A 23,104-nucleotide genomic window follows, 5' to 3' on the forward strand; every position below is an offset into this window, starting at 1 on the left:
AACGAGGGTCAAATCACTTCGGCTACCTGCTTTCAAGGTGGCACATCTTGCCTCCGGAGGCTGTTTTTTGGAGCTGAATAGTTACAAAAAGATTTAGGTCATCTCCACATTGGTTGGCACGTCGTATGCTCTCGATCGGCAACCGGAACATATTTGCGGCTTGTTGCGCCATGGTCCTCATGGAAGAGCGCCAGGCGCATCATGAGCCTGCAGGAGACAGGGCCTTGTGCTCCTCGGGCAACAGCGCATCCAGAATGTGGGCAATGGCTATGAGCCCCGTCAGGTTCATCACCAGTCGGCACAGCATGAAATCCCAGCCCATGGATGAGGCTTCAAAGAGAAGCATGGGAACCTTGGTGGTGGACCAGGCCCCGATAAAAATCATGATATTCGAAAAGCGTGCCCCTTTTTTGATCAGCACCCCGGCCACGGGAAACGCTGCGTAGAGGGGTCCTGCAGCAAACGAGCCCAGACAGAGGGCCAAAAGCGTGCCCTTGGCACCGGACTCCCCGCCCATAAGCCTCACGATGGTTTCCCGAGGCACCCACACATCAAAAATGCCCAACAGCACAAAAATGGGTGGAATCACCAGCATCATCTCCACGAGGTAATCCACGGAATGCCCCAGGGAACGTGCGGCAAGGTCTGCGTTAACGTAACCGAGGCCCCCCAAGGCCGCGAGCATCAAAAGAAAAACACGGTAGCGTTTAAGCAAAGGTCTCATGTAAGCACCACCCCCATGATCGCAGCCACTCCAAAGGCCAGCAGCACGTTTAACAGGTTGCGGGCCAGGGAGACCCGCAGCCCGAAAATCCCCATTTCAACGGGAAGCGTCACCACGCCCACCCCCATGAGGGTGGAGACAAAGACGGCCAGCTGCATGAGCCCTCCCCCGTGTTCGTATAAGGCCGCCGTAAGCGGAAAGGCCACAAAGCCGGGAATAAGGGTCACAGACCCGATGAGGGCAGCCATGCCCATCCCCACCCAGCCGGAACTCTGCCCCAAAAGACGGGTGATGGTTTCAGGGCCGACGGCCGCCAGGAGAAACCCGATGACCAGCAGAATAACGAGAAACTGGGGCATCAGGTTCTCAAACGACTTCCAGGCTTTCATCAGAGCCTTCCGTGTCTTTCCTTTGTCTTTGGCATAGGAGACCAGAAGCAGCACAAAAGCTGCCAGGTACAACATGATGTTAAACATAAGCACTTCCCCGCAATGTTAGCACGCTAGGTTTTACAATAAAAAAAGGGGACCGAAGGTTAATGGGAACTGGAGAGATTTTCCCGTACCCTTTCAAGCACCGCGATGACCCTCTCGATCTCTTCGGGGGGCACGCCTTGATAGGCCTGGTCCAGCATCTCCTTTGAAACCACCGAGATGGTTGCCCAGACCTCATGGGCCTTTTCCGTGGGGACAAGCATTTTACGCCTGCTGTCCTCGGGGTCCGGCTCCCGCGTTACCCAGCCATCCCGCTCCATGCGATCCACCAGGCGCACGCCGGTGGGCGTGGCAATGCCCAGCCGCTTCACCAGGTCGGTGAGGGGCAAAGGCCCCAGGGCGATGAGGTGAGCCAGGGCCCGGTGCTGAGACGGCGACACCCCGGTCCCTTTGAGCCTCTCTTCAAGGGAGTTCACAAAGGCTTTCACCGTGAGGTTGCATTGGAAACCGAGGCTTTCGTTGGGGTCTATCCCTTTCATGGTATGTTCCTTGGGTAAAATGAGACGGCAGAATGACCAACCCGCTTTTTGTTAGCATGCTAGCTTATCAGACAAAAAAAATCAATCTGTTTCATAACCATCCCAGTCGATTCTTCCAGGCATCGCAATCATGGGGGAAGCACAAGGGCAATCCGCTTTTTAAACAGGGCCAACGCATGTGACAACTCAGTTGCCTCCGGCGGGTTGCTTTTTTGAAAAAAAGCTCCGCAAAAAACGTTCCCAATGTGAAAATCATAAGATTGTTTCGACGAAGCCTGGAAAAGGCTTCATTATGGCCTGATTGTCCAACTTTTCAGAAACTTGCTCCCCGGCAGGGCCGCCGGGAGCAAAATCTAAATGCGTTAGCCCTGGCCTTTAAATGCCCTTCATCGTATTTCCAGAAGAATAAAATGGGCCTCTCCTGCAAAAACGGTTGCCACATGTCACACACCACGCGAATGCCCCGAAAGCGAATGCATGATGTCTCCCTCCATGCATTCGCCATAGGGTTTCAAGGTGCCCCCACCTTGCCGCCGGAGGCCTGCTTTTTTTAAGCTGGCTGTCACTGTTTAATGACCTCCGGCGGGTCGCTTTTTGAAAAAAGCTCCGCAAAAACATGTCGATACAGACCCCATACGTTTGATACGGTCGCCGTGCTGATAACGTTCAGCGGAGCCGAGACCGTCACAAGACCTGTTTGTCAAACTTTTTAAAAGTTTGGCCCCCGGCAGGGCCGCCGGAGGCTTTTTTGAGCTGAACAGTGGCAACTGGCTTAGATCAGGGGAACCTGGACCTCCGTCAGGTAATTGTCGGGGTCCCCTTCAAGGAGGGGACCGGGGCCTTTGTGGACCACCTGGCGGGTGGGCAGACCGGCTTTGCGGCCTGAGGCGTCGATCCAGTCAAAGACCCGGAGGTAGCTCTCTCCCAGGGTTTCAAAGGGCCCCCGGTGCAGCAGGGTGGCAAACTCGCCCCCTTCGAGGGTGCGGCAGGCCCAGGGACTTTCCACGGGCTGTGCCAGGGGCATGCACACCTCGATGTCGGCGTCGAATTCTTTGTACTCATCGTTGTAGCAGAGGTTTACCACAGGGCCTGAAATCGCCTGTTCCGCTGCGCCGCGCAGTTTGAGCACCACCTCGCCGATCTCCTGCCACGCACCGGTCCAGCGGTGGGCAATCACCAGCCGGGGTTCCACGCGTTTCACTTCCACCTCAAACGTTTTTCCTTGCATCTTAATGACCTCTCTTTCTCGGTTGATGATGCGGTCAATGACAGAAGAGATGTCGTGGAGCCTTGCGATCTCGGCCTGGAGGGCCTCCCTTTTGTTCTGGAGGAATCCCACCAGGTCGGACTCATCGGCGCAGTGGGCCATGACGTGCCGGATCTCCGACAAGGAGCAGTCCATGGCCTTCAAGGCCACCACCACGCGGGCCCTGGCCGCGTCATCCCGGTTGTAGTACCGGTAGCCGCTCTTCTCGTCCACGAAACGGGGCACAAGAATGCCCCGCTCATGGTAGAGCCTGAGGGCTTTGATGGTCAGGCCCGTGATCCGTGAAAATGTGCCGATATTGTACATACTCCGCCTTCTCTTTTCTGTTGTTCCGCGTTCACATAACCGCCACCCTGAAGCCCGCCCCTGGGGGAGAGTCAAAGGAAAAAATCACGGCCCTGCCATGTTCCGGGTGGTGGTCATGCCGGAGAGGTCCTCATCATGGAATACTAAATTTTATAAAATAAATTATTATTGATATTCTATTTGCCTACAAAGTGTGCCATCATACCTCCATACTTACACCATCATCATGGGATATCAGGATATTATGCGCTCACTTATCACTGTCACCAACAGGCTGTGTGCCATGATCTGCACAGTTGCGGGAACCGGTTTGGCGGCAACGCTCCTGCCTGGGACGGCCTTTGCCGAAACACCCCTTTCCCAACCGCCGTCCCTTTTTTCCCCGGCCCTTCCCCTTGCCATTGCCGCATGCGGGCTTGCCATGGCCTGGAACCTCATCCTGCGCAAACGGCTCAGTGCAAAAAACCGGGAGCTCACCCTTGAGCTGGCTCAACGGCAATCCGCGGAAAAAGAGCTGCGGGCCAACAGGCACAGGCTGGCCACCCTGGTAAGCAACCTCCCGGGCATGGCCTTCAGCCACCGCGTGGACAAAGAGAACTGGCCCATGGACTACACCAGCGAGGGGTGCCAGGAGCTCACCGGCTACAAGAGCCTGTGCGCACCGGGCATGGAGCTCTGTTACGCCCAAAAAGTGGTCCACCCCGACGACATCGGTCCCAACCGGGAGACCATCATGGAGGCCCTGGCGGAAAAAAAACCGTATCGGCTGGTCTACCGCATCACCACGGCATCGGGGAAAAAAAAGTGGGTCTGGGAGCAGGGGGTGGGGCTTTACGGCCCCCAGGACGAATTCCTTTCGGTGGACGGCTTTGTCACCGACATCACGGAATTCAAACGGGCGGAAAAGGCCCTGAAGGCAAGCAGAAAGCAGTTCCTTGACCTGGTCGTCAACTCTCCGGTGGGCATCTCCATCATCCAGGGCAACCGCGTGGTCTATCAGAACCCGGAACAGGAGAGGCTCTTCGGCCCCATGCAGGACAACGGAGACGTCTTCAGCCATATTGCCCCCCATGACGACGACAGGGAGAGCATCAAACGGTTTATCGAGGTGGTCCAAAACGGCGAGGTCGCCTGCAACGAGTCCGATTTCTGTTTCCTGCCGTCCACCGAGGGCGACAAAGGTCCCAAAGCAAGATGGGTCCACTGCAGGGCGGCTCGCATCGTCTACCAGGAACAGGAGTCTGTCCTGCTCAACATGATCGACGTCACCCGGGCCAAGGAGCTGGAGCACATGGTGGGCATCAAGGACAAGATGGCCTCCCTGGGACGGGTGACCGCAGGCATCGCCCATGAGATCCGCAACCCCTTGTCCGGCATCAACCTCTACCTGGGTGTCCTGGAAAAAGTCGCCGGGGACCCCGGCCAGGAAGAAAAGACCCAAAAATGCATCCGCCAGCTCAAGGAGGCATCCCTGGACATTGAAACGGTCATCAGGCGGGCCATGGACTTTCTCAAGCCGGGCATGCCCCTGTTCAGGGTGATGGATGCAAACGAACCCGTCACCCATGCCCTGGGGCTCACCGAGGCCTCCCTTCGAAAGAGCGACATCCGCGTGGAGACCAGCCTCAGCAAAGAGCCCCTCCCCTGCTACGCAGACAGCAACCTGCTGCTTCGGGTGATGATGAACCTGATCCACAACGCCGCCGAAGCCATGGAAGAGCTGCCCGGCCCCCGGGTCATCCAGGTGAACACAGTCATGGAGTCGGAGCGGGTGCTCATCAGCGTCTCGGACTCCGGTCCCGGCGTGCCCCAGCGAATCCGGGACTGCGTGTTCGACCCCTTTTACACCACCAAAAGCGACGGCACCGGCATCGGACTCAGTCTCAGCCAGCGTATCGTCATGGATCACAACGGCACCATCCGCATCGGCCAGGGGGACCTCGGGGGGGCCAGCTTTGTCATTGACATACCGACCCGGCAGGCCATGGAGAACGAATAGCCCGCACCGTTACGACGACGGGGGCAGGGTGCCGGATTCTTCGTTGTACAGGGCGTCGGCGTCCCCGTCGGCCTCCTCCTCTTCATCAAACAAGTAGGGATAGCGCTGCTTCATGCACTCGGTGCAGATACCGTGGCTGAAGCGGGCCTTGGTGTGGCTTTCGATGTAGCTCTCCAGCTTCTCCCAGTACCCCTTGTCGTTTCTTACCTTAAAGCAGCTGGAACAGATGGGGAGCAGGCCGTTGAGTTCCCGCACCTCTTCCAGGGCCTGGGTCAGCTCTGTAATCAGCTGCTCGCGCTCCTCCTCACTCTGGATACGCCGGCAGATTTCCGCCCGCATTCTCCGATTGTAAAAACAGAGGCAGACCCCCACGGAGACGGCCAGAATCAGCGCCACCCCGCCGCCCCTCACCGCCCAATGGTCCCAGTCAAAGGGAATCGGGGCGGCAGCCTTGTAGAAAAACCCGGACAAATCGTACCCCGGATCTGCCAGGCCGATCTGCACCAGGGTCTCGGCCATGTGATTCCAGCGCCCTTCGTTCATGTGCCCAAGCTCCACCAGGCGCGGAAGAACAAGCTGCTTCATCTCCTCGAATTCATAGACGAGGTGCTCGCGGGAGGGACTGTCCGCCCCTTTGACGTAGGTCCCAAGGATGAGGTCGATGATCTCATCGGGATGCTCAAAGGCGTAGCGCCACCCCTTCATGGACGCCCGCACCATACGGCGCGCCCGATCGGGGTGTTTGCGCACTTCCGCTTCGGTTGTAAACAGGGTATCGCCGTAAAAATCGATGCCGTATTGAAGGGGGCGGATCACGCGGTAGGGAATCTTTTTTTGACGCATCACAAAAGGGTCGGTGGTGTCATAGGTGGAGAGCCCGTCCACCCGTTTTGCGATGAGATCCTCAATTGAAAAATCGTTTTGAACCCGTGTAAACTGGTCCGGATTCAGCCCTTCGGCCCGGATCATGGCCCAGACCTCGGCGTCGTTGGCTTTTTCGCCCATTTCGAGGCGACGCCCTGCAAAATCCTGGGGCGATGAAATGCCCGAATCCCGCCGCACGAGAATCACCGTGGCAGAGTGCTGGAACACAGGAGCAAGGGCCACAACAGGCATCCCGTTGAGACGCCACATGAGCAGCTCTGAACCGGCCACGCCGTACGTGGCCTTTCCCTGGGTCACGGTCCTCACCGGCCCCTGCTTTCGGGAGCCGCCCTCCAGGAGCGTCACCCCCAGGCCCTCATCCTCATAAAAGCCCTTTTCCAGGGCAGCATAGTACCCGGCAAATTGAAAATGATGGGTCCACTTCAGCTGAAGGGACACCGGCTCCAGAGCGCAGGCGCAGATCGGCGACAGAAGGACGCACAGCGCCCCCAGCAGCAACGACGGACCATGCCCGGCCCTCCCATTCCGTAAAAGATGCATTGCCCCCCCAGACCCGGCCCGGAAAGCCCGTACCGGTATTTCCCACCAAAAAGCCGCATGAACCCCGTCCTTGGGGCAAGGACGGCGACGGGCCTTAAAACATACCAAACCGTTCAAGTCATCGGCTTTTCGCCACCGTTTCTGAACCCGAGACAGCCTTTTTTTCATTATTTTATACTGACAAAGACAATGCACCCGGAAAAAACTGGGGCAGGCATGAGGCATTTCGCATTGATTCGAAGGATCGATAAGGGGAGGCAGGCAGCCCAGAGGAAGTGGAGAAAACCATCGGAAAAACACGGCCCCAGGCATCGTGCACCCTGCGGCCGGTTTTTTATCCGGGACATCTACACGGCGGCGACGATGGAGATCTCCACGAGGAGCTCTTCACGTGCCATGGCGGCCTGAACACAGGCGCGGGCAGGTGCCATACCCGGGGTGACCCAGGCATCCCAGACAGCGTTCATGTCCGCAAAGTATGTCATGTCCTTGATGTAGATGGTGGCGGACAGAATCTTGTCCTTGTCGGACCCCACGCTCTCAAGGAGTTCCTCGATCTTTTCGAGGGTGGTGGCGGTCTGCTCGGTAATGCCCTTTGAGGCGTCCTTGGCCACCTGGCCGCAGAGGTATACGGTGTTGTTGTAAACCACGGCGCGGCTCATGCGGGCCTTGGTTTCATAGCGCTTGATCTCCATATGGTGCTCCCTTGCTACACAGCCTGACGGAACAGGCGGTTGGTAATGATGGGGGCAGGTGCCAGGTCCCGAAACGTCTCCGGGCCGTTCTGACAACCACCATGTTCTGAATCTGATGACTATACCCAAACGCCTCTTGACGGATCAAGCCCCTTTTTCTCTGACCTGGTACCCAATCCGCCGCCCAGGCTTGCGATCCGGCCAAATCGCCCGTATACTGGGAAAAATTTCGGTCATGCAGAGGCCCCGCAATCAAGCCGGGGGCGTTTAACTGATCCCACCCGACACACCCATCAAAAAAAGGACTGCTACACCATGAGCAAATGGAAATTCGGATTCGGAGCCGCAGTGGTGCTCATCATCGCCGGATGGATCGCCTGGACCTTCTTTATCCCCAGTGAGGACATCAAAAAAAGCGTCAAGGACTTAAGAGCCGACGCCGTGGGGCTGGACAGGGTCATCACCCATACCCTCTACGACGGCTCGAAGAAAACCTGGGAGGGTCGCTTTAAAGTCTTTCCCTTCCCCTCCGAAGGCGGGGGCGGCGGCGGTTTCTCCTTCATTGACGAAAAAGGCAAAAAAATCATCTGCGGCCCCGGCTGGCGCATCGAAGAGCAATAGCTTCAACTGCGGCCGAAACCGGGCCGACTCATCTGTCAGACAAGGCAGGGCGGCCATGCACACCCTCAGGCAAAGCCAGCTCCTTCCCACCACCCTTGACAAGGCGTGGGCCTTTGTCCAGGCCCCAGCCAACCTCGATACCATCACCCCGCCCTGGCTCCGGTTCGAGATCGTCTCCGACGTTCCGGAGGCCATGGAAGACGGACTGATCATCGAGTACCGCATCGGCCTGCCCGTTCTCGGGCGCAGGCGGTGGGTGACGGAGATCAAGCACATCAAGGCCCCGTTTCGTTTTGTGGACGAACAGCGCCTCGGCCCCTACCGGTTCTGGTACCATCACCATGAACTCCGGGAGGTGCCGGGGGGTGTCCTCATGACGGACACCGTGCGCTACCGCCTTCCCTTCGGCCCTTTGGGCGAGCTGGTCCACGCCCTGGTGGTCCGCAGGCCCCTTGAACGTATTTTTGCCCACCGGCGTCACCGCTTCACCGCCCTTTTTCCCGCCCCATCCCCTTGAAACCATGCCGTGCCAACCCGGGCACGACACCTTGGCAAGCCCACGGACACCCCTGACAACAAAGGGTTCCCCCTGCTGTGCTCCTCCCGCCCGCCCCGTGGCGGATGCCTGAGAATTCCCCGTGCCATCGCACCACCTCCCATCCTCCTGAAATCGAAACAAAACCCACCGCTCAGATCCAAAAGCACCTCCGCACCGTTCCCGCAAAAAGCCAAAGGGCGAGACGTTCGGCACGCTTTGTGTACTTTTCCTCGTGTCAGTAAATGTCCATCACCACACTCATCGCTGCCACGCTAAAAAAGGAGAGACACCATGACACGACGCGTTCTACTGATTGTCGGCCTGCTTGCCCTGCTCACCCAGCCCGCCTTTGCCGCAAACTGCGGCACCTTCATGGGGGTCGGCGCCCACTTTGCGGGCAAGAACTTTGAATTCGACAAGTCCTCGGGGGCCAGCTTTGTGGCCGGGCACCACATACACACCGACTGGGCCCTGCTTCTGGAGACCCTGTTCCTCGACGATTTCGACATCTCCAACCCCCTTACCGACGACGATGTGGACGTCCGGCAGGTCGCCGTCATGCTCCGCTGGTACCCCGTCTCCTCGGACCGCGCACGGGCTTATCTTTCTGCGGGCCTGGGCTACCTGGACATCCATGTCAGCGATGATGGCACGGCCAACCACGGAAAGCTCTCCCGCTCCGATGCCTGCGCACGGGGCAACATGGGCATTGACTGGCCCCTCAACGACACCCTCTCCCTCGAAGTGGAGCTGGCAGGCACCGCCGGCATAGACGACCTCTCCCTGGTAAGTTTCCACGACTGGAACATGAAGCTTCTCTACACCTTCTGAACCTTCGTGCAGCCATCGCCCCAAAAGACAGCATCGGTCGCTCAGCCCTGATGCCACGCCTCCGGCCGACCGGTGCATCTCATCCCGGTCGGCCGGGCCGAAAAAGAGAAAAAAGGTGTATTTCCCCTTGATTCCACTGCACCATTTGATTACTCATGGAAGCACTGACAATCCGGCGAATCACAGGACGGCTTTCGCCTACCCCGGGTATTTCATGAACAAGCGGTCGCTCAAGGGCAATGATGCTTTATTACAGCCTGTTGTGTGGGCGTATTCGACCCGTGGAAGATTCGGACAGAAGGGTATGGCCGTCTCGGCATGGACATGCGTTAGACAGGGCGTCAGACCGCCCGCAGACACTGGAGGTTTCATGAAATCCAATGGTTTGTCCCAAGAGGAGATCAGCATGCGTCTTGAGGAGTTGAACGACGCATGTCAGGTGCCCTGGCACCTGGAAGGAAATACCTTGAAAAAGCGGTTTGGCTTCAAAAACTTCAACGCGGCCTTCGGATTCATGACCCGTGTGGCCATCAAGGCCGAAAAAGAGGATCACCACCCGGAGTGGAGCAATGTATACGGCCGGGTGGACGTCACCCTGACCACCTTCGACACCGAGGGGCTCACGGAAAAAGACTTTGCCATGGCCGCTTTCATGGACCGCATATCCGGTCTCTGAGCCTCACGCGGGGGCGGCGCCTTCAACGGGGAGACAGATAGAGACCGTTGTCCCCTCGCCAAAACGGGAATCCACGGTAAGGGTTCCCCGGTGGCGTGTTACCACCGCGTGGGTCACGGCAAGGCCGAACCCCATCCCTTTGCGGGAGCTTCGCTCCTTGGTGGTGTAATACGGATCAAAGATATGGGGCAGATGCTCCTCGGCGATGCCGCACCCCGAGTCACGTATCGTCACGTCCACACAAGAGGTCCCGCCGGGAGCAGGCAGCCTCCGCGGCCCCTTGTCGGAACAGGCGCAGCTCACCCACACCGTCCCTTTCCCGCCGCAGGCCTCCAGGGCATTTTCCAATACGGCATCGATGGCCTGTCCCATCTGGGCCCCGTCCACGGCCACCAGAGGCGTTTCGGGTGCCAGGTCAAGGTGCACACCGGCTCCCTGTCCCCCGGCCTGTTTCACGCATCGGCGAAGCACCTCCTGAATCGAAACCGTGGCATCCACCCTCTCCCCCCGGGCCGACAGGGTGATCATCTGTTCCACCAGGTCCCGGGCCCGCTGCACGGCCTCATCCATGGTCGCCAGGTGCTTCATGGCCGGCGACTCCTCGTCAAGGCAGAGAGATGCCAGCTCCACACGCCCCACCATGACGGCAAGCAGGTTGTTGAAGTCATGGGCAATGCCCCCTATAAACGAACCGATGAGGTCCAGTTTGCCCTGCTTGAGCAGGGCCTCCTGCATGGAGCGGTACTCCGTCACATCGGCAAGGCTCGCCCGGATACCCACCACAGCGCTGTTTTTGACGATGGGGGCCGAGTGCAGCAACACCCGCCTCTCCTCACCATCCCGGCTGATCATGCGGTACTCGGCGGGCTCCACATCCCCCCCGGCCAGGGTGATCTCCACCCGTCCCATGACCCGCGGCCGGTCGTCCGGGTGAAAGGGATCAAGGGCGATGCCCGGGGTCTCGAAATCTTCCGGCTGAATCTGAAAGGCCTTGAGCGCCAGGCTGTTGACGTAGGTGACACGAAGGGCCAGGTCCACTTCGCAGACAATGCAGGGCAGCAGCTCGGCCATCTCCCGGAACCGCTCCTCGCTCTCGCGAATTGCCTGCTCCGAGGCTTTTCGCTCGGTGATGTCGTCCACCACCCAGAGCACCCCTTTGTTGAGGTCCGGGGGCACATGGGTATCCACGGCCTTTCCCGAAAGGCTGCACCACACCGCAGAGCCGTCACGGCGCTTCAGCCGATAGTCGATCTGCGTCCTGCCCCCGTGGACCAGGGCGTCGTAGTGATGGGCCCCGTACCTTCTGAAGGCATCTTCGCTGAGATGGAGTTCCCTCATGGAGAGCCCCTCCATCTCCCCGGGGGTACCGTACCCGAGGATCTCAGCCATCCTGTCGTTGGCTTTCCAGAGGGTCCGCCCCCCCTTGAGCAGCATGATCCCCACCATGCTGTTTGAAAAAATGGTGGTCAGCTCCGTCACCGCGGTATGAAGCTCACGGGCCTTCCCCTCCGCCTCCCGGGTCCGGGACCGCACCATGGCCTCCAGATGCTCTGTGGTTTGTTCCTGAAAAGCCCGTCCCTCTTTGAGCGAATCGACCATGCTGTTAAAGGAAAACGCCAGGCGAGCCATCTCATCTTTGCCCGACAGGACGACGGTCTTTCCGTCGAGGTTCCCCCGGCTCACCCGCTGAGCCTGCCGCTCCAGCATTCGAAGCGGGCGGACCAGGCGTTCCCTCAGCACAAAATAGAAGAGCCCCAGGGCCAGGGAGGTAAAGATAACGGCACCCATCACGATCTCCCAGCCCATGCGCCGTGTGGCCCGACCGTAGTCGGCCCGGGCCGTTTCCAAACCGGCAAAAAGGGCATCCTCGGGTACGGCACTTCCCAGCACCCACCCAATGCCCGGCAGCACATGGTGGGAGACAATCCAGACCCGGCCGCCAAGCCGGAGGTGCCCCACCCCTTTGTCCAGGCTCATCACCCCGTGGGCATAGCGCCTGACCTCGCTGAACGACGAGGTCAAAAGGCTCCCCATGCCGTTTCCGTCGGATGGATCCGGCACCCCGAACATTGCCAGGGCCCGCTTCGGAAACAGCAGCGGGGTCCCCCCTTCGTCCACAAGGAACCAGAACATCCCCTCCACGTCCTTGGAGCCGGCCTCTTCATGCACCAGCGGGTCAAAAATATCGGACACGGGCAGGTCGATGCCGGCGATGCCTTTGAACTCCCCAGCCTCTGTGACCACAGGGGTGGATGCCGTGGCCACCACCCCGCCCATGGCGTCATCCCTGTACACGGGGGTCCAGACCGTCGCCAGAGACGGGTTCTCCTCCGGGGTGGCCGCCGAAAACCACCGCTGTCTCATAATGCCCTCCATGGTAAGCCCGACAAAGGCCTCCCGGGACACGGTATTCGGGTAGTATTGGGAAAATCCGCTGGTGTAGATGACGTAGGCTGCGGCGGTGGGCATGGAGGTGTGACCGAAAATCTCGAGATAGGGGAGAAGGCAGGCGTGGCGATCGCTTGGCGGGAAGGCCCCTCCGGCATCTCCGCCCGGAAGGCGAAGCAGAAGGGAAGGTGCATCCGAAGGGCCCGCAAGGGTCCCGGTGGAAAGGGGTGATAACGGGGGAAGGGTTCCGCAGGGGAAGAACCCGTCGGGGCCGTCTGCAAAAACGAGGTCCCGGGATTTTTCGGCAAGCAGGGCCGAATTCTGGGCGACCTTTTCAAAGAAATGGTTGTAATGGAGGGCCCGCTGCCGGACCCGCTCCGTGAGGTTCAACTCCACCCGGTGGTGCAGGGTATTCACGGCCCGATCGGCAAAGGTGTCCCCGAACTGCTGGACATGGCGGGTCGTGAACATGGCAAAAAGAACCGCAAAAAGCAAAAGCACCATCGAAAGAGTGACCGTCAGCTGTACACCGATGCTCGACTTGAATCGAATCACACCCATCTTTTTGACACACCCCACCAACCAAAGTGTCTACACACAAACACATCCCCCGCCAAAGCCAATTAAAAACCAGACACCACCCGGCATCGTCAACCATAAAAGCCCCTGGCCGGGGATCGTGCCGCCCAGAGAGCCCAACCGTGGCCCTGTCGCCCGGACAAAAAAAAACATCCCCTTGTTTCACAACGGGAAAATACCCCATGGGACGGCATCCCCCGAAGGTTTGTTCCCTTGAACCGTTCACGGAAACATCCGGGGAAAGCCCGACGACCCGATACCGCGTTCCGATCTCAACGACCCTTGCCGGAATCCGACATCTTCACCAGGGCGTTGGGAAATGGCTCCATGATCACCTGGCTCAGGAGGTACGCCTGCTCAAAGCGAACGGCATACCCCTTGATCAGACGAAGCAGGGCGGCAAGGGGAATTCGCTCATCCCGGTACTCTTCAAGGCTCTGGAGGAAATAGGCCTTCTCTTCCCTGGAAAGGCCATCGGAGACCCAGCCAAAGGCGTGCAACAGGGTGTTGATCATGGAAGGTGCCCGTGGCCGTGCAGCCAGGGCTTTTTTAAGCTCTTCCTCATACAGGGAGAACACCTCGGCCACGGGGCGCTTCTCATGGTTGGCCGTGATCTTGCCGCAGGCACGGAACCGGGTCTGGTTCCAGGCCATGAGCAAGAGCTTGTGGGTGCTGTGAAAGGCCACCAGGTCCCGCATCCGTCCACTCTGTCGGGCCTTCCGAAATCTGGCCAGTGAAAAAATCCGGATCAGGAACTGCTCCCGAATCTCAAAGTTCTTCAGCCGCCCCTCGTCCTCCACGGGAAGGCCGGGGAAGCGATCAAAGACGGCGGTGGCAAAAAACCCGCTGCCTCGCTTTGCCTTGGCAGATTTTGCCAGCCCCTCGTACACCTTGACGTCTGACGGGCCGCAGGAGGGGGACCGGTTTTTCAGGAGAAACCCATCCACTTCGGGAAGTGCGTCGAGGCAGGTTTGGGAAAAGGCCGCCATGGTATCGGTAAGGACCGACTCCGTTGCGGGCTGGTAAAGGTGCAGTTTCTTCTCAATCCTGGCAAGGCGGATGGGAGGACGCGGCACCCCGAGACCGATCTCCACCTCGGGGCAGACAGGGGTAAACGTCACATGGGGTTTCAACTGCGTCACAAAGGAGTCCGAGAGCGCCTGCCCATTGTAACGACACGCTTCAAAGCCCAGGCACTTGCTCACCAAAAGGGTGGGTTTGACAACCATGGAAGGGTATCCTTATGGAAAAAAGGCCATGCGTTGAGAAAAACTCTAAGGAAGGAGGAGTCTTTTAAAAATACGCCCTGGGCCCTTATTTTTCAAGCACTTATACATTTGCCCAAGCCAAAGGGATCTGATAGAGATGGATCAGGGGCGTAAAAGGGGTTTTATGGCCCATGGCTGTCAGGCGACTTTGCAGGGTGTCAGCATGTTTCACCCGTTTACCGCCCATGCACCGACGCCCAAGGGCCGTCTCCTTTGCCGGAGACCGGTGGGTTCCCATGGCATCGCCGCGGTGAAGCGTTGGTTTTCCATGGTTTTCAGCGGTGTGGCGATTCCCCGGGACAAGCCCTTTCACCTCCCCGGGCCCACCAGGCACGGATTTTGCTCTGTTCCTGCCCAAAGCCCCATTGACCCGCCGCTTCCCTTTCCAAGCGGCCACCCCACACGGAGGTACGCCATGATCCACCCTCCCCTGCAACACAACACCGACCTTTTTACCTGCGAACGGATCGAAGAAGTGGAGGTCCTCACCTTTCATAAGCACCTGCTCCACCACCTCACGGACCTCACGGCTAAAAACCGGATTCTGGACTACCTGGAGTCCGTCTCCAGGGACCCCACCATCCGCGTCTTCCTGATCCTGGCCTCCCCCCAGCGCCTGGACAAAGAGAGGTTCCTGGAGTTCTATCGCCAGTACCTCGGCACCACCTCCATCGCCGACCAGACCCTGCTCAAACGTCTCTACAACGGCCTCAACCAGTTCATCATGAAGCTTTACAAACTCAACCCCTTTGTGGTGCATGCCGGGGGCGGGGACACCGCCTTTCTCTTCATGAACCTCTCTTTGGCCTGCGACTATCGCATCGCCACCGAAGAGACCCTCTTTCAGAACCCCGGCATGGAGCTGGGCCTGCCCCCCAAGGGCGGGGGAGTCTTTTTTCTCTCCCACCTCCTGGGCCCCGCCAAGTGCGCGGAAATCCTCTACTCGGGCCGGGACATCAACATGGAAGAGGCCCTGGGAATGGGCCTGGTCAACCGCGTCGTCAAAGAGAAGGACCTCCGCACAAGCGCCCTGGAAACCGCCCACGCCTTCGCCCATCGCAGCCCCCAGGCCCTGTTCGGGATCAAAAAACTGCTGAACTACGGCATGAAAGACCTGGAAGAGTTTCTGGAGTATGAAAACAAAGTGCTGGAGACCACCCTGAGGCGCCACCAGCACGAGCAATTGTAAGGCCCCCCTTGCCTTTGGAAACAAAAGGGTTATCTTTATTTTTTTGGGAATAGGGCCCGCCCCCAATGTGATGGAGACTGTCCGTGCCCTTCCCCTGACCCGTCACCCAAGCGCAAGGAGCCGTCATGAGCCTTCCCACCCGTAGCGACGCACTGGAACTTTTCAAAACCTACAACACCTCCGAGAGCCTCACCCGCCACGCCCTCTCCGTGGAGGGCGTCATGCGCCATTTTGCCGAAAAATTCGGAGAAGACCCCGACGAGTGGGGGATCATCGGCCTTGTCCACGACATCGACTACGAAATGTATCCGGATGAGCACTGCAAGAAGGCGGAAGAGATCCTCTCGGGCGCCGGATGGCCCCTGGCCTGGGTCCGGGCCGTAATCAGCCACGGATGGGGCATCGTCACCGACGTGAAGCCTGAAACCAAACTGGAGCAGACCCTCTACGCCATTGACGAGCTCACCGGCCTGGTGGCCTCCACTGCCCTGGTACGCCCCTCCCGAAGCGTCATGGACATGAAGGCGAAATCCGTGAAGAAAAAATGGAAGGACAAGAGCTTTGCCGCGGGTGTGGACCGGAGCATCATCGAAAAAGGGGCCGAGATGCTCGGCATGGAGATCTCCGAGCTCATCACCGAGACCATCCTGGGCATGCGAAAGGTGGCAGACGACATCGGCCTCGGCATGACCGAAGCAGACAAAGCCATGTAGGTTGAAAAACAAGCCTGTGTGGCCCAGGGGGCCCCAGGTTGCCTCCGGCGGGTCTGTTTCACGAGTCGAGTGCACCCAGTATTCAAGGCATCAGAGCTGTAGAGGTCGTGTTTACCTCAAGGTTTTGATAGCGCAGAAGATGGGTGCACCCGTGTCGCCCGAAGGGTAAGAAAATCGACCAGAAAACGATAAATTACATGTTACATATTTGGGGCGGTCGTTTTCTCATGAAATATCCGGGTTAGGGGTTGCCACCAGTCACCAGCATGCTATAACCACACGTGATATAAAAAAATTCACCATGCGGACTCCATACTCTTATTTCTCCTCTGTGTGTCTGCTGCAAGCCATCAAACCCCGACGTGCAGCATCACATATGGAGATCCGCCCATGGCAAGCCCCGCCCATGCCTTTGTCCTCTCATTTTACACCCGCTTTCCCGGTCGGGTCGCCCTCAGCGTGGGATACGGCCCCGGCCTCACGGAGATCTTCCCTTTTGTCTTTGAAGCCCTCTGCGGCACCCCCATCGGCATCGTGGCCCTGGCCGTGATGACCCAGCAGGACCGTGAAGTGGTGCACCTCTACCATGTGGGGGCCTTCATCCCCGGCAGCGGCCACGGCACCACCATGCTGGATGAGCTCTGCAGCCAGGCAAACCGCTTCAGCGTGGCCCTCAGCCTCAGCCCCATCCCCTGTCCCACGGACACCCCGCCCCCCTTGGGCAGCGACGCCCTGGATGCCTGGTACCGACGGTTCGGTTTCCAGGGAGACGGCCACCTGGTGAGAGAACCCGTTGACGGCCCGTAAAGGCCATCAGTACCCCTGCTCAAAATCCACGGGATAGGATAGCGCCGAGCCCTTTTGCCAGGCCTCAACATTTCGGATAAAAATCCCGGCCACCTCTTCGGGAAAACTGCAGGCGGCGATATGTGGGGTCACCACCACCTGGTCTGACGTCCACAACGGGCTCTCCGGGCTCAGGGGCTCCTCCTCGAAGACATCCAGTACAGCCCCTGCGATCTGCCGTTCCGCAAGGGCATTGAAAAGGTCCGCTTCGCAGACCGTGCTTCCGCGCCCCACGTTCATGAACACCGAAGAGGGCTTCATGGCGGAAAAAGCATTTCTGTCAAACAGGTGACGGGTGGCAGGAGTGGCGGGAAGAACGGACACCACGTAGTCGCACCGGGCCAGGAACCCGTGGAATGCGTCCCCGGAATAGAGATGGTCAACACCGGAAAACGATTTGGGGCTACGGCGGTAGCCCACCACCTTCATGCCGAAATGACGGGCGGTCTCCGCCACATGAGCGCCGATGGACCCCAGCCCGCACACCCCCAGGGTCATCCCCCGAAGGCTCCGGTACGGAAGGGGACGCCAGGCCTTCTGAAGCTGATGGGCCCGTACGTCGAACACCTTGCGCTCCCGGGCCAGGATGTACCCGAAGACATATTCGCTCATCAAGGGCCCGAAAATCCCCTTGACCCCGGTCAGGAGATAGTTCCTGCGAAGCCCGGGGGCGCACAGGGCATCCACCCCGGCAAAGGTCGACTGCACCCACACCAGCTTGCGTGCTTCGGGAAGCACCCGGGCCACCATGTCCGGCTGGCCCAGGATCACCTCGCAGCCCCCCACGATCTCCATGGCCTCGGCCACCGTCTCGCAGGCATGCAAAACCACGTCGGACAGCCCTGCGGCCGCCACCAGCGGCCGATAAACCAGGGCGTCCCTTGCCAGAATCATGATGTGTGTCATCCCACACCCTCCTTTTCCAGATGAATTTGTTTGCACCTCTGTTTATGCTACGGTACACATGGTTGATAAAAGTCTCCAGGGCATCGTGTCATCCGGGCACATGCCATCTGCGTCACCGCATTTAACCAGCTGACCTTACAAGGCTTACACATTTTGATACCCCTCACACCCCTCGCTTTACTTGCTGTCATTTCCGGTCTGGCCCTCCTTGTCTGGAGCGCAGACCGTTTTGTGGACGGAGCCGCCGCCACCGCACGGCACCTGGGCATGCCTCCCCTTCTCATCGGCATGGTGATCCTTGGCTTCGGTACCTCGGCGCCGGAGATGGTGGTCTCGGCCCTTGCCGCCACCCAGGGCAACCCCGGCCTGGCCCTGGGCAACGCCTACGGATCCAACATCACCAACATCGCCTTGATCCTGGGCGTCACGGCCCTCATCGCCCCCATCACCGTCCAGTCCCAGGTCCTGAAAAAAGAGCTGCCCCTTCTCACAGCCATCACCGCCCTGTCCGCCTTCCAGATCGCCGACGGCCACATCAGTGCCGCGGACGCCTGGGTCCTTCTGGGCATCTTCGGCGGGCTCATGGCCTGGACCATCCACCAGGGTCTCAGACGACGGGGGGATACCCTGGCCGATGAAACAGAGCAGGGCATGGCATCGGATACCAAGACCCTCTCCCAGGCCCTGGTCCGGCTTGCCACCGGCCTGGTGGCCCTTGTGATCGCCTCACGGGTCCTGGTCTGGGGAGCCGTGGAGCTGGCCCATGCCTTCGGGGTCAACGACCTGATCATCGGCCTCACCGTCGTGGCCGTGGGCACCTCCCTTCCCGAACTGGCCTCCTCGGTCATTGCCACCCGCAAAGGAGAACACGACATCGCCCTGGGAAATGTCCTGGGCTCCAACCTCTTCAACACCCTGGCCGTGGTGGGCATCGCAGGGGCCATCCACCCACTGGATGTGGGCCCGGAGGTCCTTACCCGGGACGCCCTCACCATGGGCGCCCTGACCCTCTCCATGTTTGTCATCGGCTACGGGTTCAAGGGGTCGGGTCGCATCAATCGATTCGAAGGCGCTGCCCTGGTGGCCGCCTACATCGGCTACAACACCTGGGTGGCCATGGAGCTTTTTCGGTAAAAAAACGGTAACGAGTCAACTCAAAATTGCCTCCGTCGGCCCTGCCGGGGGCAAATGGTTCATTTGGTTTCCCGATCATTTTCAACATAACGAGCATCCAATCGGAACGTTTTTGCGGAGCTTTTTTCAAAACGCGACCCGCCGGAGGCCAACTGAATCGTTACCCAAAAATCAAAAAAAGGCCGCCCATAGAGGGCGGCCTTTTTTTATTGTTCGCTGTTGATCGTGTTTTAGCAAAACACACGGTCACTGTTTTTTCTGTCTATAAGCCCAAGGCTTAGACACCGTATTTCTTTCCGTAGTTTTCCACCACAAAATCGATGTCTTTGTCCCCGCGACCGGAGAGGTTGATGAGGATGGACTCCTCTTTGGGGAGGTCCTTGGCCAGGGTCATGGCGTAGGCCACGGCGTGGGCGCTCTCGATGGCGGGAATAATCCCTTCGGTGCGGGAGAGTTCGAAGAGGGCGTCGATGGTCTCTTCGTCACCGGCGGTGACGTACTCCACACGCTCAATGTCTTTCAGGAGGCTGTGCTGGGGACCGACCCCGGGGTAATCAAGGCCGCTGGCAACAGAGTAAACAGGCAGAGGCTCGCCGGCATCGTCCTGGAGGAGATAGGACTTGAAGCCGTGCAGGGTCCCGGGCTTGCCCAGGGTGAGGGTGGCGGCGTGCTGGCCGTCTTCAAGGCCTTTGCCCGAAGGCTCCACCCCGTGGATCTTGACGCTCTTATCGTCGAGAAAAGCGGTGAAAAGTCCCATGGCGTTGGAACCGCCCCCCACACAGGCCACGATATGGTTGGGCAGTGTGCCGTATTTTTCCTGGAACTGGGCCCTTGCTTCGATACCGATGATTTTCTGGAAGTCGCGGACCATCATGGGAAAGGGGTGGGGTCCCACCACGGAGCCGATGGCGTAGAGCTGGGTCACCGGGTCGGCGAGGTAGGCTTCAAAGGCGGCGTCCACGGCGTCCTTGAGGGTCTGGGTGCCGCGGGTCACGGGGATCACGTTGGCGCCGAGGATCTTCATGCGGGTGACGTTGGGCTTCTCTTTCTCAATGTCGATGACCCCCATGTAGATATCGCACTCCAGGCCCACGAGAACAGCGGCCGTGGCCAGGGCCACGCCGTGCTGCCCGGCACCGGTCTCGGCAATGAGTTTTTTCTTGCCCATGCGCTTGGCCAGAAGGGCCTCGCCGAGGCAGTGGTTGATCTTGTGGGCGCCGGTGTGGTTGAGGTCTTCACGCTTCAGGTAGATCTGAGCGCCCCCGATCTTGTCGGAGAGATTTTTGCAATGGAACAGAGCGCTGGGGCGGCCCACAAAGTCCTTCATGAGGGTGGTCAGCTCCGCCACAAATGCGGGGTCGTCCTTGATCTCGTTGTATGCGACGGTGATCTCGTCGAGGATGGCCTGGAGCTCGGGGGGCACAAAGCTTCCGCCGTAATCTCCGAAGTAACCTTCGGCGTTGGGCATTTCAAGGCTGCGGATGTCGGTGGTCATATCTACTCTCCTGGGTCTGTATCGTCTCTTTCGCGGTCCTGCCCTTACCGGTCCGGCCGCCCTTTTTGTTTCTACGAGCAGAAACATGCACCAACCCCCGGCCTTTTGCAACCTTTTTTTGTCCCAAAAGCGGAAAAACCGCCAATCACCTTGCCTTTCGCCCCCAAACCCACCTATAGTGATCTTTCTGTCAATTTAACCGCATACAGGTGACTCTCGTGATCTCCAAACCTCTCATCGAGGCCATCGTTGCCCAGTACGTCCAACCCCTGGAAGGACGTCACGGCCTTGCCCACTGGGCCCGGGTCCTTGAAAACGGGCGCCTGCTGGCCGACCTCACCGACGCTGACCTCGCCGTTGTGGAACACTTTGCCGTGTTCCACGATGCCTGCAGAAAAACCGAAAGCTTTGACCCCGGCCACGGAGCCCGGGGCGCTGAGCTGGCCCGCCGCCTCCACAAAGAGGGGCTCGTTCCCCTGGACGAAGACCAGCTGGCCCTTCTCACCCACGCCTGCGAAGCCCACACCGACGGCCTCATCACCGGCGACCTCGCCGTGCGGGTCTGCTGGGACTCGGACCGCCTCGACCTGGGCCGTGCCGGCATCCGCCCCGCCCAGGGCCTCCTGTGCACCGGCGCAGCCCGGGACAGCGAACTCATGCAGTGGGCAGGCGAGCGAAGCCTTGCCGGCCACCGGCCCGACCTCCTTGCAACGGAGTGGGGCATTGTCCTCAAAGACGAAATACCCGCATAAAACAACGTAAACTGTCGCCGCGCCATCACCATGCCTCCGGCAAAGCCGCCGGAGGCAAAAACGATCGGGCGGCCCTCAGCCGATTCCCATAGTCACCTTCCGCTCAGGACCCTACCCATGCACCTGTTCAACGCCATTGCCATCCTCATCTCCCTGGCCGCTCTTTTCAGCTTCATCAACGACCGTTTTATAAAGCTCCCCGCCACCATCGGCATCATGATGATCGCCATGCTCATGTCCCTTGGGCTCATCCTGGTGGCACCCTTCGGGCTGGACCCGGGGGTGGCAAAGCTCATCTCCGGTATTGACTTCAATACCACCCTCATGGTGGGGATGCTCTCCTTTCTCCTGTTTGCAGGGGCCCTGCATGTGGAGATGGACGACCTGCTGGCAAACAAGATTGAAATCGCCCTTTTTGCAACAGTGGGGGTGGTGACCTCCACCTTTGTCACCGCTGTACTGGTTTACGGGGCCGCAAGCCTCATGGGCCTGGAGCTGGCCTTCATCCACTGCCTCCTCTTCGGGGCCCTCATCTCTCCCACGGACCCGGTGGCCGTGCTGGGAATCCTCAAATCAGCGGGAGCGCCCAAAAGCCTGGAGGTCAAGATCACCGGGGAGTCCCTCTTCAACGACGGCATCGGGGTGGTGGTCTTCCTCACCATCCTGGAGATCGCCACGGGCGAGGCAGAACTCTCCTTCGGCCACGTGGCGGCCCTGTTCGCCACCGAGGTAGCCGGCGGCCTCGTCCTGGGCCTGGCCACAGGCTGGATCGCTTACCTGATGCTCGCCAAGGTGGACAACTACCAGGTGGAGGTCCTCATCACCCTGGCCCTGGTCACCGGCAGCTACGCCCTGGCCCTTGCCCTTCACCTCTCCGGCCCCATCGCCATCGTCGTGGCCGGCCTCCTCATCGGCAACCGGGGGCGGGCCTTTGCCATGAGCGATAAAACCCGGGAGCACCTCGACACCTTCTGGGAGCTCTTGGACGAGACCCTCAACGCCGTCCTCTTCCTGCTCATCGGCTTTGAGATCCTCATCCTCACCGTAAGCAAGCGTTTCCTCGCCCTGGGTGTCCTGGCCTTCGGCATCGTCCTTGTGGCCCGGTTCGTCTCCCTCACAGGGGCCCTGGCCCTGCTCAAGCCTTTCCGCCCCTTTGCCAAGGGCGCCCTCTCCATCCTCACCTGGGGAGGCCTCAGGGGCGGCATCTCCGTGGCCCTTGCCCTCTCCCTGCCCGCCACCATCCCGGTGCGCGACGGCCTGGTCACCATGACCTACGTGGTGGTGATCTTCTCCATCGTGGTCCAGGGCCTCACCATAGGAAAGCTCATCCGGCGGCACCATTAAACAATTATTAAAGGCAAAAAACATGCCTTTGGAGGCAAGGTGAGCCACCTTGACAACAGATTGCCACAGCGCTCTCCCCTTCGTTCCTCAGGGCAAAGCGCTATGGCATTCACGCCGCCCCCCTTTTGCCCTTCACCCTTCACCCTTCACCCTTCACCCTTCACCTTTTGCCCTTCGCCCTTCGCCTTTTGCCTTTTGCCCTATTACCTATCCCCTATTACCTATTTCCTATTTCCTATTTCCTATTCACAAAAAAACACCGCCGTCCCTCAAAACGAGCAACGGCGGTGCCTTGAAAAAAAGCTCTGGCTCACAGCACGGTGGAACCCCCAACGCGGTCGGACGTTAGAGGGCAGGAAGAAATGCTGGTACAATTCATGGGTCACATCGATGCAGAGAACCGAAACATCATGAATTAAGGAGAGATTTGAGCCA

At 59.3% G+C, this 23,104-nt stretch carries 21 protein-coding genes; 11 read left to right on the top strand and 10 right to left on the bottom strand.

What is annotated here, in order from left to right; genetic code table 11:
* Positions 1-199: 199 nt before the first annotated feature.
* The 4 genes from ACOYW0_RS09170 to ACOYW0_RS09185 form a co-directional block, all read right to left on the bottom strand.
* Positions 200-724 carry a permease gene (locus ACOYW0_RS09170; RefSeq protein ID WP_482418215.1) on the bottom strand — a complete coding sequence of 175 codons (525 nt, stop codon included), beginning with the start codon at positions 722-724 and terminating at the stop codon, positions 200-202.
* The gene (locus tag ACOYW0_RS09175; protein ID WP_482418216.1) at positions 721-1,200 is read right to left on the bottom strand and encodes a hypothetical protein; all 480 of its coding nucleotides are present in this window, start codon (positions 1,198-1,200) and stop codon (positions 721-723) included. Before ACOYW0_RS09175 ends, ACOYW0_RS09170 begins: the two co-directional genes overlap by 4 nt.
* Before the next feature lie 59 nt (positions 1,201-1,259).
* Complete coding sequence (locus ACOYW0_RS09180) at positions 1,260-1,697, bottom strand: MarR family winged helix-turn-helix transcriptional regulator (RefSeq protein WP_482418217.1); 438 nt, start codon at positions 1,695-1,697, stop codon at positions 1,260-1,262.
* A gap of 772 nt (positions 1,698-2,469) precedes the next feature.
* Entirely contained in the window at positions 2,470-3,270 is an 801-nt protein-coding gene (locus ACOYW0_RS09185; RefSeq protein ID WP_482418218.1) for a MerR family transcriptional regulator, read from the bottom strand.
* Positions 3,271-3,514: 244 nt separating this feature from the next.
* On the opposite strand from ACOYW0_RS09185, the gene ACOYW0_RS09190 reads away from it, so the two are divergent.
* Positions 3,515-5,269, top strand: a complete 1,755-nt coding sequence (locus ACOYW0_RS09190; protein ID WP_482418219.1) for an ATP-binding protein — start codon at positions 3,515-3,517, stop codon at positions 5,267-5,269.
* Between the two features lie 9 nt (positions 5,270-5,278).
* On the opposite strand, the gene ACOYW0_RS09195 is transcribed toward ACOYW0_RS09190, so the two are convergent.
* Both ACOYW0_RS09195 and ACOYW0_RS09200 read right to left on the bottom strand, forming a co-directional pair.
* On the bottom strand, positions 5,279-6,694 hold the full coding sequence (locus tag ACOYW0_RS09195; RefSeq protein WP_482418220.1) for an ABC transporter substrate-binding protein: 1,416 nt from the start codon (positions 6,692-6,694) through the stop codon (positions 5,279-5,281).
* 347 nt (positions 6,695-7,041) lie between these two features.
* Positions 7,042-7,389, bottom strand: coding sequence for a RidA family protein (locus ACOYW0_RS09200; protein ID WP_482418221.1), 348 nt, complete (start codon positions 7,387-7,389; stop codon positions 7,042-7,044).
* A gap of 315 nt (positions 7,390-7,704) precedes the next feature.
* Here ACOYW0_RS09200 and ACOYW0_RS09205 point away from each other — a divergent pair, with 315 nt between their 5' ends.
* The 4 genes from ACOYW0_RS09205 to ACOYW0_RS09220 all read left to right on the top strand — a co-directional run bounded on the left by ACOYW0_RS09205 (position 7,705) and on the right by ACOYW0_RS09220 (position 10,055).
* Complete coding sequence (locus ACOYW0_RS09205) at positions 7,705-8,010, top strand: hypothetical protein (protein ID WP_180142373.1); 306 nt, start codon at positions 7,705-7,707, stop codon at positions 8,008-8,010.
* Between the two features lie 55 nt (positions 8,011-8,065).
* A complete protein-coding gene (locus ACOYW0_RS09210; protein WP_482418222.1) occupies positions 8,066-8,527 on the top strand; it encodes an SRPBCC family protein in 462 nt (153 codons plus the stop codon).
* Between the two features lie 312 nt (positions 8,528-8,839).
* Positions 8,840-9,379: an outer membrane beta-barrel protein gene (locus tag ACOYW0_RS09215; protein ID WP_482418223.1), complete on the top strand. Its 540-nt coding sequence runs from the start codon at positions 8,840-8,842 to the stop codon at positions 9,377-9,379.
* Between the two features lie 370 nt (positions 9,380-9,749).
* A complete protein-coding gene (locus ACOYW0_RS09220) occupies positions 9,750-10,055 on the top strand; it encodes a 4a-hydroxytetrahydrobiopterin dehydratase (protein WP_482418224.1) in 306 nt (101 codons plus the stop codon).
* Positions 10,056-10,058: 3 nt separating this feature from the next.
* Here the strand turns inward: ACOYW0_RS09220 and ACOYW0_RS09225 are convergent, their stop codons facing one another.
* Positions 10,059-13,004 carry a PAS domain S-box protein gene (locus ACOYW0_RS09225; RefSeq protein WP_482418225.1) on the bottom strand — a complete coding sequence of 982 codons (2,946 nt, stop codon included), beginning with the start codon at positions 13,002-13,004 and terminating at the stop codon, positions 10,059-10,061.
* 290 nt (positions 13,005-13,294) lie between these two features.
* A complete protein-coding gene (locus ACOYW0_RS09230; protein WP_482418226.1) occupies positions 13,295-14,251 on the bottom strand; it encodes a YbgA family protein in 957 nt (318 codons plus the stop codon).
* 202 nt (positions 14,252-14,453) lie between these two features.
* On the opposite strand from ACOYW0_RS09230, the gene ACOYW0_RS09235 reads away from it, so the two are divergent.
* The 3 genes from ACOYW0_RS09235 to ACOYW0_RS09245 all read left to right on the top strand — a co-directional run bounded on the left by ACOYW0_RS09235 (position 14,454) and on the right by ACOYW0_RS09245 (position 16,999).
* Complete coding sequence (locus tag ACOYW0_RS09235; RefSeq protein ID WP_482418227.1) at positions 14,454-15,479, top strand: enoyl-CoA hydratase/isomerase family protein; 1,026 nt, start codon at positions 14,454-14,456, stop codon at positions 15,477-15,479.
* A 125-nt stretch (positions 15,480-15,604) separates the two neighbouring features.
* Positions 15,605-16,192, top strand: coding sequence for an HD domain-containing protein (locus tag ACOYW0_RS09240; protein ID WP_482418228.1), 588 nt, complete (start codon positions 15,605-15,607; stop codon positions 16,190-16,192).
* 390 nt (positions 16,193-16,582) lie between these two features.
* Positions 16,583-16,999, top strand: coding sequence for a hypothetical protein (locus ACOYW0_RS09245; protein ID WP_482418229.1), 417 nt, complete (start codon positions 16,583-16,585; stop codon positions 16,997-16,999).
* A 6-nt stretch (positions 17,000-17,005) separates the two neighbouring features.
* On the opposite strand, the gene ACOYW0_RS09250 is transcribed toward ACOYW0_RS09245, so the two are convergent.
* The gene (locus ACOYW0_RS09250) at positions 17,006-17,944 is read right to left on the bottom strand and encodes a D-2-hydroxyacid dehydrogenase (protein ID WP_482418230.1); all 939 of its coding nucleotides are present in this window, start codon (positions 17,942-17,944) and stop codon (positions 17,006-17,008) included.
* A gap of 153 nt (positions 17,945-18,097) precedes the next feature.
* Here ACOYW0_RS09250 and ACOYW0_RS09255 point away from each other — a divergent pair, with 153 nt between their 5' ends.
* Positions 18,098-19,078 (top strand): calcium/sodium antiporter, encoded by a 981-nt coding sequence (locus ACOYW0_RS09255; protein ID WP_482418231.1) that lies wholly within the window; start codon positions 18,098-18,100, stop codon positions 19,076-19,078.
* 277 nt (positions 19,079-19,355) lie between these two features.
* Here ACOYW0_RS09255 and trpB read toward each other — a convergent pair whose 3' ends face one another.
* Entirely contained in the window at positions 19,356-20,573 is a 1,218-nt protein-coding gene (gene trpB / locus ACOYW0_RS09260) for a tryptophan synthase subunit beta (protein ID WP_482418232.1), read from the bottom strand.
* 218 nt (positions 20,574-20,791) lie between these two features.
* Between trpB and ACOYW0_RS09265 the strand changes: the two genes are divergently transcribed.
* Positions 20,792-21,325 (top strand): HD domain-containing protein, encoded by a 534-nt coding sequence (locus tag ACOYW0_RS09265; protein ID WP_482418233.1) that lies wholly within the window; start codon positions 20,792-20,794, stop codon positions 21,323-21,325.
* Positions 21,326-21,442: 117 nt separating this feature from the next.
* On the top strand, positions 21,443-22,669 hold the full coding sequence (locus ACOYW0_RS09270; RefSeq protein ID WP_482418234.1) for a cation:proton antiporter: 1,227 nt from the start codon (positions 21,443-21,445) through the stop codon (positions 22,667-22,669).
* The last annotated feature ends 435 nt before the right edge of the window (positions 22,670-23,104 follow it).

This window comes from Desulfoluna sp. HI9BLuna (genome assembly GCF_056829775.1).